Source organism: Smaragdicoccus niigatensis DSM 44881 = NBRC 103563, from assembly GCF_000380645.1.
Lineage (GTDB): Bacteria > Actinomycetota > Actinomycetes > Mycobacteriales > Mycobacteriaceae > Smaragdicoccus > Smaragdicoccus niigatensis.
On sequence record NZ_AQXZ01000018.1, the window covers coordinates 846,978 to 865,060 of the forward strand.

Below are 18,083 nucleotides of genomic sequence, written 5' to 3' on the forward strand. Positions count from 1 at the left end.
AAACATGGCAGTGGTGACGATCGGCGCCGTCGCAGCACATTTCGGCCGCGATCTCGACAGGTCCGTGGAGAAGGCGCTCGGCATCATCGAATCGGCGCGCCGCGACGGCGTGCAGTTGCTGGCCCTCCCTCACGCCGTCCTGGGCGGCTATATCGGCGACCTGAGAACCCCGGATCCCGATGATCTGCCCCCGTCCATCGAGCTCGACGGACCCGAAATCGCAGCGCTTGCCGAGGCTTCCGGCGACCTGACCGTCTGTTTCGGGTTCGCGGAGATGCGGGACGGTAAGCGATACAACACGGCCGCGTGCATCACTGGCGACGGAGTGCTCGGCGTGCACCGGAAGGTGCATCTTCCGGTGCACGAGTCCGATGTCTTCACCGGCGGCGATCGGTTCGACGCGTTCGACACTCCGGTCGGCCGCCTGGGAATGCTCATCGACTACGACAAGACGTTTCCCGAAGCGGCCCGCAGCCTGGCACTACAGGGCGCCCACATCATTGCGACGCTGTCCGCGTGGCCGGCCAGCGTGACCGACCGCGCGTCACGTCTGCCCGCGGACCGTCAGTCGCGCTTGTTCGATCTGTACGACTGTGCGCGGGCCGCTGAGAACCAAGTCGTCGTGGTGTCGTCAAACCAGACCGGAGTGACCGGCTCGTTGCGGTTCCTCGGGCAGGCGAAGGTCGTCGGGCCCGGTGGCGACGTGCTCGCCACCACTCGCTCCGTGGGCGGACTGGCACGCGTCGAGATCGATGCCGAAGCCGAGATCACCCGCGCCCGCAGCGTGCTTAACCATCTTGCCGAACGCCGCCCCGAGACCTACCGACTGTCGGAGTGAAGAGTGCGAATCGCCCTGCTCACGTATTCGACGAAACCTCGCGGAGGTGTCGTCCACACGCTCAATCTGGCCGAAGCGCTCGCCGAACTCGGGGCGGCGGTCACCGTGTGGACGCTGGCGCGCGGCGGTGACGAAGGCTTCTTTCGGGCGGTCGACCCACGAGTCACGTTGCAGCTGATCGCATTTCCAGATGTCCCGGACGAATCCGTCACCGACCGCATTCTCCGATCGATCGAAACGATGCGTGTGAACTTCGATCCGGCGGATTTCGACATCGTGCACGCGCAGGACTGCATCAGTGCCAGCGCCGTCGGTCGCTGCATTCGGACGATTCATCATCTCGACGAATTCACCACTCCCGTACTTGCCGAGTGCCATGAGCGTGCAGTGGTTCAGCCCTACGCCCGAATCTGCGTGTCCCGCGCGGTCGCGGCGGAAGTCGAGCACAAGTGGGGCTTCCAGCCGACCGTGATCCCAAACGGAGTCCAGGCCAGCCGGTTCGCCGCGGCCGCGGCCGACACCCAGGACGCGAGCGCCGCGCGAAAGCGGTGGCGCGACGAGTTCGGAACGTTCGTCCTCGCGGTGGGCGGAATCGAACCGCGCAAGGGCAGCATCGACCTCCTCGCGGCCTACGCGACGCTTCGCCGCCTGCACCCCGACGTGCAGCTCGTGTTCGCGGGTGGCGAGACGCTCTTCGACTACCGCGACTATCGAGCGGAGTTCGAGCGCTTGGCCGAGGAGCTTGCTGTCGAACCGGTGGTTCTGGGTGCGATTGCCGATGATGACCTGCCGAGTCTGGTTGCCGCGGCCGACGTTTTCGCGTTCCCATCCGTCAAGGAAGGCTTCGGCCTGGCCGCGATGGAAGCACTCGCCGCGGGTCGGCCCGTCGTCACCCGAGACCTCCCGGTCTTACGCGAAGTGTTCGGTGAGACGGTCCGGTACGCGTCCGATGTCGAATCGCTGGCCGCGCAACTTGCCAGTGCTCTGACCGATACCACTCAGGCCGACGTCGGACGCCGCCTTGCCATGTCGATGACGTGGCAGGATGCGGCCGCTGAACATCTCCGCTTCTACGCCGCGCATCTGTATCGATAGGTCATTACGCGCTCTCGATCTCCGACAGCCGCCAAGTCTTGTCGAACCATGGCTCCAGGGGCGCGTACAAACGGAACATCGCGAACCAACCCTTGCCGGGGAGCGTCTGGATCCAGTTCCGACCCTCTGTGGGCGGCTCGGGTCCGAAGTAGATGTCGACCGAGCCGTCCTCGTTGGTGGTCAGATCAGCGTCCTGACTGGTCACCGACGGCCATTGCTGATCGGTCTGCAGCATCGATCGGGTCTGGGTGTCGTAAACCAGGATCGACCAGAAGTTGGCGGCCGGCACGTTCGGAAGCACGTGCAGCCGGTAGTTCCGGGCACCGTCGAACGGCGCACCGGTGGCGTCGACGTTGGCAACGGCGTACTGCGACCCGGTCCCGACCATCTTCTGATCCCAGGACGGGCTCGTGCCGGCTACCAGAAAGTAGAGGGCGGTGGCGGAGTCGAGCAGCAACACCCCGTTCTCCGTGCAGCTATAGCCGCCGAGGATGCCCAAGCGCCAGGCGCTGCCTGGGTAGCAGTACGCCTCCGGCGCACGGTACCGGTAGGTCACCGCGCGGGCGGTCGCGTCCCCGATCGTGGCAGCCTCGGACAGGATTGCGCGCATCCGCTCGTCCGGATTGAACGGTTTTCCGCGCTGAATCCCGACCGAAGCGAACATTCCCAAGGTGAGGGGGTCCGCCGATTCCGGCGGCTCGAACTCCACCACCTCGTGCAGCATCTCCCAGAATCGGTCGTCTGCCGGGGCGGTCGCGCACATTGGCGCGGGCGAGGCGTTGACGAACCGCGTCGGCGGCGGGTCGGCGGCTTGCGAGAGAAGGTGGATCCGGGTGTGGGCCTTGATCATCTCCACGGCCGGGTGCGGATCACCATGCTCGTCCCGGAAACCCCTCCAGCCCACCCAGATGCCGAACGTGCGAGAACGCACCACCAGAAATCCGTCCGGAACCTCGCCAGTGTGATCGGGCGGCACGAACAGATAGCGGCCGCCGCGACCCTCGTCCGGTCCCGTGATGCCGACGTCGACGACCCACCGGCACCACGAGTCGTTGACGAACCCGTACACCTTCGCGGGTACTTCGACCACGACAGGCCCGTCATGCAGGTCGAGCCACGCATAGCTGTACGAGGTGCTGGTGTTGTACACCGGGCCGATGAACCGTGGATAGACGAGGTCTTCCCAGATCACAAGCGTGCCGTTGGCCGGGCCCCACTCCAGCAGCGCATCGCGCATCGCCGCGATCGCTACCGGCGCCAGCCCCAGCTGGTAGGCCTGCGAGGCCCGCTGAAAGTCGAGGTTGTCGAACAGCGTCTTCGCCGTGGCCTCGTCGGGCATTCCGTCGAAAAACCGCAGCGTGCCGTATCGGGTGCGGACCTCGTCCGGTATCGCGATACCGGAGGGAATCGGGGAGATTTTCGCAGGCGACATGATGCTTTCCTTCCCGTGTCGACAGCGCTCGATCAGGTTCAGAATCGCCTGGTCACCCCGGCCGAAATAGGGGCATCTGGCCTGGAGGAGAGGGCTGTTGGTCGTTTGGGCCGGGAGGACTACAGGCCGGAATTAATCCGCCAGCCGATGCCAATTCATGGAGGTGCCCCGAGACGGCAGGCATGAGTGACCCCGCCTTTGTTGGTCGCCTTCGAATGCGAAACGGTTCGGTGCTCTGTCGGGGTCGCCATCTCAATATGTCGATGGAATGGCTGTGGGAGCAGCGAATCGTTCGTCAGTGCGCGTGACGGATCACTCCGGAGAGTTCGGGCCGATTTCGTCGAACACCTGTTGGACGACGCGCATTGCCGAGAGCGCCGCCGGTGCGCCGCAATAGCCGGCGGTGTGGATGACAGCTTCGACGATCTCCTCGCGAGTCAGTCCGTTCGTTAGTGCGCCGCGGACATGTCCCGCGAGTTCCTCGTGCGCCCGCAGGGCCGTGAGGATGCCGAGATTCAGCAGGCTTCGGCTACGTCGATCGAGGCCGGGACGGTTCCACACGGCGTCCCACACATGCTCGGTGACGAACCGCTGCAGCTCCTCGGACTCGGTCCCTGCCGTCCGAGCCAGCGCGCGTTCGACGAACGCATCCCCCATCACGGCTCGCCGGACTGACAATCCTGCTGCGTACTGGTCGGCTGGTGAATTCAACGGGGCGGGCTCCTTCTCAACCATCTTCGACGTTCACCGTAGCCGGGATCGCCACCGCGGACGCGCGACCAATAACTTGCGCGTAGTGGCCACATTGATGCGGACGACCTGTTGCATGGACCACGATGGATCGTGGGTTCCGCCCGCGAAGTAGAGGAGTGAATCGATGACCGACATTCGACCCGTACTCGAGCCTGAAGCAGCCGATTTCGCGAAGGCCACCGACAACCCGCCGTTCCTGTTCCAGCTGCCTCCTGCAGAGGGCCGCAAGATCGTCGACGAGGTCCAATCGAGCGAGATCGACAAGCCCGAGATCGACGAGGAGTGGGTCACTGTCGAGGGCGGTCCGACCGGCACAGTACGTGTCCGCATCGTCCGGCCGGCTGGTGCGACGGGAACACTCCCCGTCGTCTTCTACATCCACGGCGCGGGTTGGGTGTTCGGCAATGCGCACACCCACGATCGCCTCGTGCGCGAACTCGCTGTCGGCGCGGAAGCCGCCGTCGTCTTCCCGGAGTACGACCTCTCTCCCGAGGCGAAATATCCGACGGCGATCGAACAGAACTACGCGGCCGCTCAGTGGGTCTTCACACATGGTTCCGAGAAGGGCCTGGACGCAACGCGGTTCGCGGCCGTTGGCGACTCGGTTGGCGGAAACATGACCGCGGCCCTCACCCTGATGGCGAAGGACCGCGGCGACGTGACGATCAACCAACAGGTCCTGCTCTACCCCGTCACCAACGCGAACTTCGATACCGGCTCGTACCACCAGTTCGCCGAGCACTATTTCCTCGCCCGCGAAGGCATGCAGTGGTTCTGGGACCAATACACGGAGAACGACGCACAGCGCGACGAGATCTACGCGTCACCGCTGCGGGCGTCACTCGACCAGCTGAAAGACTTGCCGCCGGCACTCGTGATCACCGGCGAGGCCGACGTGCTCCGTGACGAAGGCGAAGCGTACGCATCGAAGCTTCGCGAAGCCGGCGTCCCCGTGACCCAGGTTCGGTTCGGCGGCATCATCCACGACTTCATGATGCTCAACGCACTGCGCCCGACCCACGCCGCGACCGCTGCGATCAAGCTGGCACAGGACACCCTGCGGGCTGCGCTGCACTGAGTGTGGCTACGACCTAGCTCTGCGCCGGACGAATCCCGACGTAGACCCCCGGCACACGGAACCGCAACGGAGGTTCCTGATACTCCTCGATGGCATGCGCGATCCAGCCCGCCGTCCGCGCGAGTGCGAAGATCGCCTCGGCGGCGTCGGCGCGAAGGTCGAAGACGCGGGTCATGACTGCGAGTGCGAAATCCGAGGTCGGGAACGTCGAGTTTCTCGTCTGGAGTTCGGTGACGATCACATTCGCCGCGTCGAGGATCGGACTCGGGAATTCTGCCCGCAATCGTCCGAGCAGGTAGTCCGCCCTCGGATCCCGGTGTTGGTAGAGCGGGTGGCCGAAACCCGGGATGGGTTCCGAAAGCCGAAAGGCGTTGCCAAGCGCGACAAGTGGATCGTCGTCCAACAACCGGACCGCTCGCTCAGCCATCGTCCCGTGCAGCGGCCCATCGATCGCGCCGAGGCCCGCCCCGACGACGGCGTAAAGGTTTGCGCGAGTGCTGGCGGCCACGCGGGCGGCCAAGGTTGACGCGGCGAGGTCATGGTCAGCCAGTAGGACAAGGGCGGCATCGAGAATGTCGATTTCTCCTGGCCGCGGTTCACGATTCGAAACAGCCGGCCACAACCGAGCCGCGACCCGACCATCGGAACCGCCACCGAGTCCCGCGACACCAGCGGACAGGATTCCGTGGGCGCAGCGGACCAACGACCGCGGCGAAAGGTCGGAACGCAATGGATCGCTTGCGGCGGCAAGGTCGACGGACAAGCGGAGCCGATCGATGAGTCGGGCGGAATCCGGGAAGGCAACCACCGGCACGGTGGCCGCGGGAAAGTTAGCCTCATCCGGCAACTCCCCCGACCACAGAAACTCCGCGACCCGCTCGAATCCGCACTCCACGAGTTCGGTCGCGCGCTTACCACGGTAGTACAGGTCATCGTCTTCGAGCAGAGTCAGCTGCGTCCGGATGCGCTCGACCGATCCCCCGGCGACCCGGCGGGCACCCTCGCGCGACGCCAACTGCTCGACTTCGTCGACCGCGAACAGACTGCCGCGAACCGCGGGAATTCGCGCGCTCGTCAGCAATCCACGACTGACGTACGCATAGACCGTCTCGGTCTTCACGCCCAACCGCGCGGCGGTCTGTGCCGTCGTCAAATAGTCGCGGCCGTCGTGGCGCTGCGGATTCATCCGTCGCTTCATAGCCATAAACATTGACTGACGGGATCAATAATTGACAACGTGAGCCGCACAATCGAAGTCGACTACCTCGTCGTCGGGGCAGGTGCCGCCGGAATGGCGTTCACCGATGCGCTGGTGAACCATTCAGACGCCACCGTGGCTCTCGTGGATCGACGCCACAGCGCCGGCGGACACTGGCTCTCCGACTACCCTTTCGTGCGGTTACACCAGGCGTCCGCGTTCTATGGCGTCGCGTCGACGCTGCTCGGGAACGCGCGAGTCCAGACCGACGGACCCGAAGCCGGTTTGCACGAACGCGCTTCCGCCGCCGAGATCTGCGATTACTACGCCCGCGTGCTCCAGGCGATGACGGCCACGGGCCGCGTCTCGTTCTACCCGAACTGCGAGTACCTCGGTGACGGCTGCTTCAGGTCGCGCCTAGCTGGCACGACGTACCAACTCGCCCGCGGCGGCCGAGTTGTTGATGCGCGTTATCTGTCGCCCGACATTCCAGCGTTGACTCCGCCGCCGTTCACGGTCGCGAGCGGAAGCCACGTCATCCCGGTCAACGACGTCGTGGCGATTGCGGACTCGCCGGACCGGTTCGTCGTCGTCGGTTCCGGCAAGACAGCGACCGATGCGACCCTGTACCTCCTCGAAAACGGCGTCGAACCGGACCGAATCTGCTGGGTTCGACCACGCGACCCGTGGATGCTCAACCGGGCTGTCGTCCAACCGGACCCCACTGTCTTCATCGGCATGGGCGCGGACCTCATGGCCGCCGCGGCTGCGGCCGATTCACCCGACGATCTGTTCCTCCGCCTCGAGGCCGCGGGCATCATGCTGCGCATCGACCCGTCGGTGACGCCGACGATGGCGAAGACCCCGACATTGGCCCAGTGGGAACTCGATGGGCTCCGGACAATCGAGAACGTCGTGCGGCTCGGCCACATTCGCGGAGTTGCTCCAGGCGTCGTGTCGTGTGCCGACGGCGACGTCGCGGTGCCCGAGCGAACCACCGTGATCCATTGCGCCGCATCCGGATTGCAGTATCCGGGGTTGGTCCCGATCTGGCAGCGCAAGGCGATAACGCTGCAACCGGTCCGCACCGGTTTCCCCTGTTTTGGGGCGGCCATCATCGGTTTCGTCGAAGCGATCATGGACGGCGATGGCGAGAAGAATCGGGTCTGCCGTCCCTCGCCGTATTCGAACACGCCGCAGGACTGGGCAGCGATGCAGGTGCTCGGCGCCCGATCCTCGGCCGCCTTCAGCGCGGTGCCGGAGATCAAGGCGTTCGCGGACTCGACCGCGATCAATCCGGGAAGGGTGCCGGCCGAACGCGCGGCGGACCCGGAAGTCGTCGAGGCGATGCGCCGACTTCAGCAGCACCAGCCGGCGGGAATGGCACGGTTGGCGGAACTGGCTGGATTGGCGTAGTTGCCAGGGCATGTCACCCAATTGGTGGATGCGCGTTTCCCCTGGTGATCGGCCTTTTCAGAGGACCGTCCGGGGCGCCGGACAGGCAGAGAGTTATGGGCAACGGCAAATACGCCGGATCCACCTCCTGAAAGTCGAATCCAATGTTCACCACCTCCACCCGCCGCCGGATCGTCTTCAGCGCCATTGCCGGAACCGCAGTCGTTGCTACCATGGCCGGCCTTTCCGGCGTTGCCACGGCCGGCACGCTCCCCACTGACGTTCCTACGACCGCCATGACTATCACGAACAACACCGGCCACGCGCTCACGATCGACGACGCCAACATCCCGTACGGCTACTGGATCGCGGCTCCGCGCGAGTCGCTGGCACCCGGTCAGACCGAGATCATCACCGGGGCGTCGAACAACCGGGCGCCGGTCTTCCCGATCAGCATCTCGTACCAGATGGACACCAACACGATCGTCAAGTTCGTCTCGACCAACGACTACATGGGTGCCAACACCGACGGTTCGAATGTCTCCGGACCTGGTGCGAGCACCTACACGGTCCAGTCGACGATCGACACCGGTGCACCGAACGTCAACGCCTCGTACGTCCTCAGCCCGCTGGTCAATTGACCACCACATCTCGAAAGATCAAGTGCCATGTCCACCACCACCAACCGCCGACGTCTCGCCCGACCGGCGATCGCCGGTACCGCAATCGTCGCCGCAATGGCCGGATTCGCCGGCATCGCATCGGCTGCTCCGCTCGACGGGGCCGGATCGGCCACCGCTCCGACCACGAAGATGACGATCACCAACGACACGGGCTACACGCTGTGGCGCAACGGCTCCACCAACCCACACGGCATGTAGTTCGACGCACCGCTCAACTCGCTGGGCCCGGGCCAGACCGAGGTCGTCACCGCACGGTCGGACAACCTGGCCGACGACTTCACCGTCAGCACCGCGTATCAGATGGACACAAACACCACGGTCGACTTCGTCGCAACGAACGTCGTCTCGGGTGCCAAGGTCGACGGTTCGGGAATCATCGGGAACGGCGACGGGACCTACACCGTCCACTCCTGGGTCGACAACGGCGGACCGCAGATGAACGCCACGTACGCCTCACCCGCGCGTGATCCGAGGGTTCACGGTAGCCCTGACCAACCCGGTCAGGGCTACCGATGATTGTGGCCCTCAGCGCAGATTCAGCCGGAGATCCAGACACTCAATCAGAGAGTGCTCCTAGTTCTACGATGAATTAGTGCATGCAACGGTCCCGAACGTCACCGCCTGCATTGCGGACAGCGTGCGGTGGGTCGCGAACGGTGACGAGCGTTATGAGGCGGGCGCGATCGTGCCCGACGGGGAGTGGATCAAGATCGACTTCCTCGATCTCCCGTTGACGGGTGCCGGAACACTCGACTCGGAGACGATCGAATTCGTCCGTGCTCCGGCTGGGCTGAACGAAGCACGCGAATACATCCGAGACAGCTTTCCGACGGGCGGTTCGGCCCAGATCAAGGGATGGTGGAGTTCGGATGACACGGTCCAGTCAGTGCGACAGTTAGATCGGCGTGAACTCAGCCCGCTCTCCGACGGCGACTTCCTCACGATCAGCATCGAGGCACCAGGGCAGCTCACCACCAGTCGGCGCAGTCCCGGCAGCAAGCGAATAGGGCTCCACCTCGACAACTGGGATCAGATGCCGATGCGCACCCGGTCTGAGAGTCGCCGGCGCCTTGCCGTCAACCTCGGACCGGGGAGCCGAGCGTTGCTGTTCGCGAGCCCGACGGCGTGTCAAATTTGTCGCAGTTTGGGCAGGACGGACGATCATCTCCCGCATACCACTGACGTGCGCGAGTTCGTGGCGAACGGTGGCCCCCTGCGCTGTTACTCGGTAGTGCTTGAACCCGGGCAGGCATACGTCGCGCCGACAGAGCTACTCGTGCACGACGGCTCGACCCTCGACGCGAGGCTCCCGTCGATCGTCGCGTTCTGGCTCGGTAGGTGGCCGGTCGGCTTCCTCGAGCCAGCCTGAAGGCAGGCCAGCCTGACGATTCGACATTGCATTGAGTTCAGAAGTGACCGTGTCATTCAGCGCCATTTTGTGAATGCGACAAGTGACCGTTTCCGTGGCCAGCAAATTGCCGTGCTCAGCGTACCTGTTGGACTGAAATCCGGCCCCGCAAACACGATAGTAGCTGCATCGTTTCTGGCAGGCATTCCTTCCTTTCTCAATATCACCGCTGAGGCGTTGAAATGCCGTGCTGTTGGTGACGGAATCCGGCGTGTCTACCAGCACGTTGCCAATAACGAAGTTTTGATACTCGGAACTCGCGGTGGAGGCAAATTCCGGTGAGAACGTACTGATTTCCCCATCACGGCGAATCGTAATGTCCGCAAATGGAATGGCCTCATCCGGCACCGCTACAAAATTTGGGTCGATCCTCGATTGGAAGATGCACCCGAGTTCCTGCTCAATTTCGCGAATTCGCATCCGGCCTCGATCGGAATACCATCGCTTCCAAATCTGCCTCATGAAGGCGGTGTAGCGCGACCGCAACGAAGTCTCATCAGCATCCGCGTGGCGTGACCGTGCGTGTGCGCCCTCAGACTCTTCAAGATTGAACCCCACTGACGGGAAAGCGTTCTCGGCGAAAAAGTCGTACAACTCATCGGCTGCATCAAGAGATCTCGGCGTGAGCACGCAAATCGCATTGGGGTTGTAGCCAGCATCGCGCAGAAGCTTCACCCCACGCATTGCCTGGTCAAATGATCCCCGGCCTGCCCAATTGACGCGGGAAGAATCGTGCAGGTCGCGGGGGCCGTCGAGACTTACGCCGAACTCCATCTGATGACCAGAAAAGAATTCGCACCAACTGGCGTTAACCAGTGTTGCGTTGGTTTGGATCAGATGGCGAATTGTGCTGCCACCTGGCGCCTCGTCGGCAATGATTCGAAACGCGCGACGATAGAACTCGATTCCGGCGGCGAGTGGCTCGCCCGCATGCCACGCGAATGTGAACGATTCTTGGTCCGGCGGCGCAGTGCTGAACGTAAACACAGCCGCAGCGCGAACGACCGCGTCCGACATCAATGAACTATTGGACCGTTCTGGGACATAACAGTAAACGCAGTTGAGGTTGCAATGCGACGTTGGTTGCAGAATTGCCAACCGAACGCGGGGTCGTGCAGCGACCCCGTCGGAGTTCACGTAGGACACGACCAATCCGCGAGTAGATATCCGAATCGGACACTATTGGCAACTAGGGCAGTCGGGGGTGGTGTCCCCGAACGCCTTTGACCACCCGATGTTCGTCCGCAAGAACGTCCCGAAGTTCACGCGGATCTGCGGACTAAGTTGGCTCTGGTTGTCCGTGACGTAGCCAATAGCGGCCACGTTCCTGGGGTTGGCGCCAAAACTGCTGCCGAAAAGGACAACCTCGGGATCGTCCTGCGCTGCCTCCACGAGCAGCGTGCGCTCTTCGTCGGTGAACGTGTGACCGAACGCCGAGAGGTCGCCCTTGGCAATATGGGCACGGACGTCATCGTCATCCATCGCGATCAGTGCAGTCGCGAATTCATTAACCGCCATCTCAACTCCAATGTGGCAATCCGTGACCTCGGAACCTCGGATGGGACCTAGCCGCGGGTGAACGAGTCCGAGAAAACCAACCCAGAACCGACCTTCGCCGTCAAGAACGTTCCGAAGTTCACGCGGATCTGGGGACTGATCTGGTTCTGGTTGTCCGTGACGTAGCCGATAGCAGCCACGTTCCTGGGATTGACTCCGAAATCCGTGCCGAAGAGGACGACTTCGGGTTCCTCTCTGGCGGCCTCGACGAGGAGCGTGCGCTCGTCGTCCGTGAACGTGTTACCGAACGCCGAGAGGTCGCCTTGAGCAATTTGGGTGCGCACGTCATCGTCATCCATTGCGATCAGTGCTGTCGCGAATTCGTCAACCGCCATTTCAACTCCAATTTGGTCGGTTCCGATGCGAGTTTGACGGCTCGGCCTATCGTCGTAGCCTATCGGCGATCGACCGCCGCTACAAGCAACTCCAATCGTGATTAGTCACCGAACTTTGACGTCCAGAAATGCCTCGGTGCGACTGCAGGACCGTTCAGCTATTCCCACGTACGTTCTGCCTGGACCGGTGACAATTAAAAGGTCATCCGTCAGAAATTTAGCCTTTTGTCCGTTTTATCCCAATTCATCTGGAGCGACTCGACACCTGACCGAGAGCAACATTGAATGCAAACAATCGAGATATCAGAGCCTGACCGGCTTCCTCGACGGGTAACAATCGACGAGCCCGTCGAGGTCGGACGCAGCGGCACCGGCCTGGTTGTCGATGACCCTGAGATTTCCCGCCGGCACCTGTGCCTTGCTCCCACAGCGAGCGGCCTGATGGTGGAAGATCTTGGCAGCCTGAACGGCTCGTATATCAATACAGAGCGAGTGGAAGGCACCCGGCAACTTAGGCCTGGCGACATCCTGCGTTTGGGAAAAACGAAGGTCGCTCTGATCACGGCAACCAATAACATGTCGCAGAACCACCGTGCCCGGCTCGTGACGGTGGGCAACTTCCAGATCTCCTGCCGACACGACAGTCCCGGGGAACGGTTTCTGCCCAGCATCGAGGAGCAAGTGCGCCGCTGCCAGCGCAAACTCGGGAAACTCCTGGAATTGCGCGGGGATAGGCCCATCGTTGTGCGACTCAGCGACCCTGTGGCGGACCCCGTATCACATGAGTTGATTACTTCAGGCACGCTTATCGAGCCGCCGACATCTACGATCTGGGTCATCGTCACTGCCGAGTCCCCGCCTGAGCCAATTGCGCGCGCAGTAGCGCTCATGTGTGGCGCCGAACTCGATGCGGCTCCCGAATTGGCCCTGCTGCTAGAGGGCTACGGCACCTACCTTGGATCTCTCGAGGAGGAAGACGACGGCGACCTCGCGGGAGTTGACTTACCGGACTTCGCGGCGGCACCTGGGCCGTTGCGCGCTCGCATGGCGGCGTCGTTCGTCAAATTCCTGATTGCGCTGAGTTCTGAAAATGACCTGCTTGAAGTCATCCGATCTGCGCGAAGGGGCGAACTCGATCGGACCCTGATCAGGGTATACGGACGTGGCCTTTCGATCCTTGAGCAGCGCTGGCGCAACGGACTCCGGAACGGAACCGGGGCGGTGAAGGCGAACCAGTTCCTGCGCCTAGCCGCAGGATATATCCGCCCGCATTGGCGCCGCGAGATCGAGATGTTCGCCTATATGCTGCTCGGCCTGGCGTTCACGATGATCTTCCCGTTCCAGTTCAAGAAGTTGTTGGATGTCGCCATCCCCGATAGAGACCTCGCTGCAGCGATGTCGATCCTCACCGTGGTTGGCGTTGCCCTCGCCATCTCGCTACTCGCGACGCTTCGTCGTTCCTACCTGAGCGCCTATGTCAGCGGAAGCGTGGTCCGGCAAATTCGTGCTGAGATGTTCGGCAAACTCCAGCAATTGGACATCGCGTGGCACCTCCGGCGGCAGCAGGGAGACGTGCTGTCGCGACTATTCAACGACGTGGGGCTGCTCGAGGCGGGCATCTCGCAGACACTTCGGGACGGCGTATTCCAGATCCTAACTGTCATCGTGACCTCGATAGTGCTGTTCATCCTGAATCCGCTCCTCGGCGCCATCGTCGCAATCGGCATCCCGCTGGTCGCACTCGCCTACCGAGTGATGTCGAAAGGAGCTCAGCGCCGCAGCATCGCGGTACAGGAAGAAACCGGTGTCGTGGTCGCGATAGCAGCGGAGAACTACTCGGCTCAGCCGGTGGTCCGCGCGTTCGGCCTGGAGAATCGCGAGATCGCCAAACTTGCTGGCGCAGCTGACCGCCTTTTCAAAAAACAGATTCGGCTCAACCTGTTCGGCGGCACATTCAGTCTTGTCGTCAACCTCGTGGTGACGGTATTGAGGCTGGTGGTCCTCGCGCTTGGAACGTGGTTGGTCCTCCACGGACATCTCACCCTAGGTGGGCTCGTTGCGTTCACCTCGCTCATGGGCGAGGCCATCGATCCGGTCACTGCCTTGACGAGCATCGGCCAGCAGATTCTGGCGTCGTCGGGCGCTCTCGTCCGCATCAACGAAATCTTGCACTCGGAGCCCGAAGTGGCGGAACATCCGGACGCAGCGAACCTCGAGCCACTTCAGCGAGAAATCCAGTTCAGCCATGTCACGTTCGGCTACGACGGCTCGACGATGATCCTGAACGACGTCGACCTTTCCATCACTGCCGGGACGCGGGTGGCACTCGTCGGGCCAACCGGCGCCGGCAAGTCGTCGATCCTGCAAGTGTTGCTCCGCTTCTACGACCCACAGCAGGGCCGAGTATTGATCGACGGCAACGACATCCGCGGCGCGACCCTCGAATCCCTGCGCGGACAGATGGGTGTGGTGTTCCAAGACACCTGCCTCTTCGAGGGCACGTGCCGCGACAACATCCTCGTAGGAGACCCCGACGCTTCTCAGTCGCGTATCGAGCAAGCGGTCGCGGCGGCCGAGCTGAGCGAGTTCATTGCCTCCCTCCCCAACGGCCTCGACACGCTGGTCGGTGAACGCGGCGCCCGTTTGTCCGGCGGCCAACGCCAACGGATGGCAATTGCACGAGCTTTGCTCCGAGACCCCCGGATCCTCATCCTGGACGAAGCCACTTCTGCACTCGACCCACGCACAGAGGGCCTGATCGTGGACACGCTAGAGAAGGCGTCACGGGGACGCACCACCCTCGCCGTCACCCATCGCCTCACCTCCGTTGTCGACTACGACAGGATTCTCGTCGTCGCTAACGGTTCAATCGTCGAGGATGGGACCCACGAACAACTCGTGCGCCGGGGCGGGATCTACGCCGATCTGTGGACTGAGCAGATCGGGTCCGCGGCAGGTCCCGACGAGACAGAGTTGGGACAGGTAAGGAGCGCGCTCGCCGCAACCGCGCTCTTTGCAAGCGTCACGAGCAAGGCAGTCGCCGCTGCCGCAGACATGGTTCGGATTGAACACCTCGATGGCGGCGAGCGCCTTTACGACGACGGAATGCAACTGGCAGTCGTACGCTCAGGAGCCGGAAGCGTCGCGGAGATCGCTACGAATGGAGCAGCCAGACCGATCGCTGACCTGGCCCACGGAGACGCCTTCGGGCTGAGCGGAATCGTCGGACAACCGACCGGCTCAGCCCTCGTTGCGAATGGCGCTGTAACGCTTTACGTTCTCGATGCCCGCGCGATCGAATTCCTCGCAGCCGAGTTCACAGATATCGCCGACGGTCTTTCGGGGACGCGGACGCCCGGACCGTCCGCCGGCGAGATGCTTCTCGGGCTGTCCGCCAAAGCCGAATCGGTGGTCACCCGAATTCCCCTCGACCGAAAGCGACGGATCCGGCGCATGACAAAAAATCCCGTCCTTGATGCGCTCGTCGTTGGTGCGGTGAATACGACCGGCGCGTCGGGTGCATGGCTTCTCCATGTTGAAGGCACAGACCTGAGGGTCGTCGCCACGACCTCCCAAGTCCCCGATCACCTAGGTCTGCTCATCGATGACGGCGACGGTGTCGCGGGTTTGGTGGTGCGCTCTGGACAACCGATGTCTATCTCGGCGAGCGGTTCAGCAGAGCCAATTCTCTCGGGTCTCGAAGCCGTGTTGGACTCAGCACCTCAGTCGCTGCTGTGCCTGCCCTGTTTTAGCGACGAAGGAGTGATTGGCGTTCTCGTGCTGCTCGACAAAACACGCGGCGGCGCATTCACGATTGATGATGTGGAGGTCGCCGACCTCGTCGTCGGCGTCGCGAGCGCGGTGCTCGCCCAGGCATCCGACCTCGATATCCCCACAGATCCCGGGATTCTCAGCGACCGATTGACCGCGTTGGCACATTCCGATCCGGTTCGGTACCACCACGTCAGCTCACTGGTGGAGTCGCTCCTTGCCTGACAAGATCACACCGGAGGCAGGGTTACTGCCCGCGTACGGGGCACCGTCGGTGATGCTTCCGCGAGTGACCCGCTATTCACTCGGGGACCTTTCACCGGAGTGGGCCTTCGGGGGAGCAACCGGAAAGGGTGTCCGGGTCGCAATCGTCGATTCAGGCGTTGAGGCGGACCACCCCGATCTTGACGGCAGCGTCGCGGCGGCCCAAGGAGCGGCCGTCGAGATAGATGATTCGGGCAATTTGGTCCTAGTACGTGGCGCACACGACGACAGCTTCGGGCACGGAACAGCATGTGCGGGCATCGTCCACGCGATCGCACCAAAAGCCGAGATCGTCAGCATCAAAATCTTCGGACGAGGCCTCACAGGTCAAGCAGCAGCCTTCGAAAAGGGCCTGAGCTGGGCCGTTGCCGAACGGTTTGACGTTATCAATCTTTCGCTGGGCGCGATGAAGCGAGAGTGGGCATTGCCCTTCCACGACCTCTGTGACCAGGCCTACTTCAGTGGCTCATTCGTGGTCACGGCCGCCGGAAACACGACTCGTCCCAGCTACCCATCGCTCTACGCCTCCGTAGCGAGTGTCGCCTGCAACCTCAGTGCCGATCCCTATAGGTTCCATTTCAATCCGGAGCCACCGACCGAATTCCTCGCACGTGGAGTCAACGTCACCGTCCCATGGAAGGGCGGTGGACGGACTACCGTCACGGGTAACTCGTTTGCAGCACCGCACATCAGCGGCTTGGTTGCGCTCATCAAGTCGAAGCACCCACGGCTTCGTCCCTTTCAAATCAAGACAGCGCTCTGGGCCACCGCGGCGAACATTCAGGAAGCACCCGAAATGGAAGCTGGACGCGTCAGCCGCGTCATGCGGGCTGGCAGCACGGCGAGAAATCAGGGGTCACATCTGCGATGACCGAGGCGGCCAAAGTCGAACGTAACCCGGTTGGAGATCCAAACTCGGATGGGCTGCGCCTGGCAACGGGACGCCATCACTTCAAGGCCCTTGCCCGGGTTCTCGGCTTGCCCCTTCTGGACGACTTGGCTCGTCTGTAACCGATCTGTGCGCGTTCACATTGATTCGATCAACATTGACAGAAATCAATGTTCGTTCGGATAGTGTTGTCATGGACACAATTACGGTCGCCCCACGGGGTCTCCACAATGTCGTGGTAGCCGACACCGAAATCGGTGACGTCCGCGGGGACGAGGGCTTCTACCACTACCGCCAGTACCCGGCGGTCGAGCTCGCCCGCACGCAGACGTTCGAGGACGTCTGGTTCCTGTTTGCCCACGGGCATCTCCCCTCGGCTTCCGAACGCGAAAGGTTCACACGTGAGGTCGCAGAATTGCGCACTCTTCCGCCTGAGATCGAGGCGGCACTTCCCACGATCGCGGCGATCGGCGACCGACCGCTCGTCGCATTGCGAACCGCGCTGTCGTTGATCGGACAGACGGCGACACCGCTCTACGACGCGACCGAGGACGAGAAAGCCGAAGCGGCACTTCGCATCTGCGCCATCACGCCCACGCTCCTGGCGGCGCTGCACCGACTAAGTCTGGGGCTTCCGGTCGTTGCTTCGGACCCATCGCTACGGACCGCGGCGAACTGGCTCTACATGGTCACCGGCGAGCGGCCGGGTGAGGCCGAAGCACGAGCGATCGAGCAGTATCTGATCGCCACGATCGACCACGGTTTCAACGCCTCGACGTTCACGGCCCGGGTGGTGGCATCGACCGGCGCAGACCTCGTCTCCGCAGTTGTCGCGGCGATCGGCGCCTTCTCTGGCCCGCTCCACGGCGGCGCCCCGGATCGCGCCCTCGATGCGCTCGACGAAATCGGCTCACCGGCCAATGCCGCCGCGTGGGTTCGTCGCCAGGTCGAAAGTGGCGACCGCATTATGGGATTCGGGCACGCGGTGTACCGGACGCTCGATCCACGCTCGGAGTTGTTGCGCGAGATAGCCGTTGGACTCGGCGGCGATACCGTCGAACGCGCCGTTGCCATCGAGAACACGGTTGTCGAGACGTTGGCGGAGCTGAAACCAGGCCGCAAACTCTACGCGAACGTCGAGTACTACGCCGGTGTCGTCATGGACCGCTGTGGCCTCCCCCGTTCGATGTTCACGCCGACCTTCGCCTGCAGTCGCATCGTCGGCTGGAGCGCCAACGTCGTCGAGCAGTCGCACGATCGCAAGATCATCCGACCGTCGGCGCGGTATGTCGGACCAGATCCTGAGATGGGGGTCGACTTGTCGTAGGTCCGTGATTCAGTGTGGTGGTGGTCGAGACGGCCACCACCACACTGATTTCGGAGGAAG

At 62.9% G+C, this 18,083-nt stretch carries 17 protein-coding genes and 1 pseudogene; 12 read left to right on the forward strand and 6 right to left on the reverse strand.

From position 1 onward, the window contains the following. The first annotated feature begins 4 nt into the window (after positions 1-4). Positions 5-838 carry a carbon-nitrogen hydrolase family protein gene (locus F600_RS0120325; RefSeq protein ID WP_018162492.1) on the forward strand — a complete coding sequence of 278 codons (834 nt, stop codon included), beginning with the start codon at positions 5-7 and terminating at the stop codon, positions 836-838. A 3-nt stretch (positions 839-841) separates the two neighbouring features. Next, a complete protein-coding gene (locus F600_RS0120330; RefSeq protein ID WP_018162493.1) occupies positions 842-1,933 on the forward strand; it encodes an MSMEG_0565 family glycosyltransferase in 1,092 nt (363 codons plus the stop codon). 4 nt (positions 1,934-1,937) lie between these two features. Here F600_RS0120330 and F600_RS0120335 read toward each other — a convergent pair whose 3' ends face one another. Continuing rightward, positions 1,938-3,365 carry a DUF1254 domain-containing protein gene (locus F600_RS0120335; protein WP_018162494.1) on the reverse strand — a complete coding sequence of 476 codons (1,428 nt, stop codon included), beginning with the start codon at positions 3,363-3,365 and terminating at the stop codon, positions 1,938-1,940. Between the two features lie 312 nt (positions 3,366-3,677). Beyond that, a complete protein-coding gene (locus F600_RS0120340; RefSeq protein ID WP_018162495.1) occupies positions 3,678-4,100 on the reverse strand; it encodes a carboxymuconolactone decarboxylase family protein in 423 nt (140 codons plus the stop codon). 142 nt (positions 4,101-4,242) lie between these two features. Between F600_RS0120340 and F600_RS0120345 the strand changes: the two genes are divergently transcribed. Next, positions 4,243-5,196 carry an alpha/beta hydrolase gene (locus F600_RS0120345; RefSeq protein WP_018162496.1) on the forward strand — a complete coding sequence of 318 codons (954 nt, stop codon included), beginning with the start codon at positions 4,243-4,245 and terminating at the stop codon, positions 5,194-5,196. A gap of 13 nt (positions 5,197-5,209) precedes the next feature. Here the strand turns inward: F600_RS0120345 and F600_RS0120350 are convergent, their stop codons facing one another. Beyond that, positions 5,210-6,394, reverse strand: coding sequence for a citrate synthase (locus tag F600_RS0120350; RefSeq protein ID WP_018162497.1), 1,185 nt, complete (start codon positions 6,392-6,394; stop codon positions 5,210-5,212). Between the two features lie 39 nt (positions 6,395-6,433). On the opposite strand from F600_RS0120350, the gene F600_RS0120355 reads away from it, so the two are divergent. The 5 genes from F600_RS0120355 (at position 6,434) to F600_RS30730 (ending at position 9,841) form a co-directional block, all read left to right on the forward strand. Next, a complete protein-coding gene (locus F600_RS0120355) occupies positions 6,434-7,810 on the forward strand; it encodes an NAD(P)-binding protein (RefSeq protein WP_018162498.1) in 1,377 nt (458 codons plus the stop codon). A gap of 143 nt (positions 7,811-7,953) precedes the next feature. After that, the gene (locus tag F600_RS0120360) at positions 7,954-8,430 is read left to right on the forward strand and encodes a hypothetical protein (protein ID WP_018162499.1); all 477 of its coding nucleotides are present in this window, start codon (positions 7,954-7,956) and stop codon (positions 8,428-8,430) included. A gap of 27 nt (positions 8,431-8,457) precedes the next feature. Further along, positions 8,458-8,670 (forward strand): hypothetical protein, encoded by a 213-nt coding sequence (locus F600_RS0120365; RefSeq protein WP_018162500.1) that lies wholly within the window; start codon positions 8,458-8,460, stop codon positions 8,668-8,670. A 102-nt stretch (positions 8,671-8,772) separates the two neighbouring features. Then, positions 8,773-8,988 (forward strand): hypothetical protein, encoded by a 216-nt coding sequence (locus F600_RS0120370; protein WP_018162501.1) that lies wholly within the window; start codon positions 8,773-8,775, stop codon positions 8,986-8,988. A gap of 76 nt (positions 8,989-9,064) precedes the next feature. Then, positions 9,065-9,841, forward strand: a complete 777-nt coding sequence (locus F600_RS30730; protein WP_018162502.1) for a hypothetical protein — start codon at positions 9,065-9,067, stop codon at positions 9,839-9,841. Here the strand turns inward: F600_RS30730 and grrM are convergent. The 3 genes from grrM to F600_RS0120390 are packed head-to-tail and all read right to left on the reverse strand — an operon-like array spanning position 9,743 to position 11,772. Then, positions 9,743-11,026: a cyclophane-forming radical SAM/SPASM peptide maturase GrrM/OscB gene (gene grrM / locus F600_RS31310; protein WP_162141456.1), complete on the reverse strand. Its 1,284-nt coding sequence runs from the start codon at positions 11,024-11,026 to the stop codon at positions 9,743-9,745. The two genes, F600_RS30730 and grrM, sit on opposite strands and share 99 nt — an antisense overlap. 33 nt (positions 11,027-11,059) lie before the next feature. Further along, positions 11,060-11,398 carry a hypothetical protein gene (locus F600_RS0120385; RefSeq protein ID WP_018162503.1) on the reverse strand — a complete coding sequence of 113 codons (339 nt, stop codon included), beginning with the start codon at positions 11,396-11,398 and terminating at the stop codon, positions 11,060-11,062. Positions 11,399-11,445: 47 nt separating this feature from the next. After that, positions 11,446-11,772 (reverse strand): hypothetical protein, encoded by a 327-nt coding sequence (locus F600_RS0120390; RefSeq protein WP_018162504.1) that lies wholly within the window; start codon positions 11,770-11,772, stop codon positions 11,446-11,448. A gap of 285 nt (positions 11,773-12,057) precedes the next feature. On the opposite strand from F600_RS0120390, the pseudogene F600_RS32735 reads away from it, so the two are divergent. The 4 genes and pseudogenes from F600_RS32735 to F600_RS0120410 form a co-directional block, all read left to right on the forward strand. Continuing rightward, a pseudogene (locus F600_RS32735) lies at positions 12,058-12,321 on the forward strand (FHA domain-containing protein); the annotation flags it as partial. Between the two features lie 27 nt (positions 12,322-12,348). After that, positions 12,349-15,768, forward strand: coding sequence for an ABC transporter transmembrane domain-containing protein (locus tag F600_RS0120400; RefSeq protein ID WP_245541578.1), 3,420 nt, complete (start codon positions 12,349-12,351; stop codon positions 15,766-15,768). Then, the gene (locus F600_RS29205; RefSeq protein ID WP_156024700.1) at positions 15,761-16,678 is read left to right on the forward strand and encodes a S8 family serine peptidase; all 918 of its coding nucleotides are present in this window, start codon (positions 15,761-15,763) and stop codon (positions 16,676-16,678) included. The genes F600_RS0120400 and F600_RS29205 overlap by 8 nt, the downstream gene beginning before the upstream one ends. Positions 16,679-16,889: 211 nt before the next feature. Continuing rightward, the gene (locus tag F600_RS0120410; RefSeq protein WP_018162508.1) at positions 16,890-18,023 is read left to right on the forward strand and encodes a citrate/2-methylcitrate synthase; all 1,134 of its coding nucleotides are present in this window, start codon (positions 16,890-16,892) and stop codon (positions 18,021-18,023) included. Positions 18,024-18,083 lie beyond the last annotated feature (60 nt).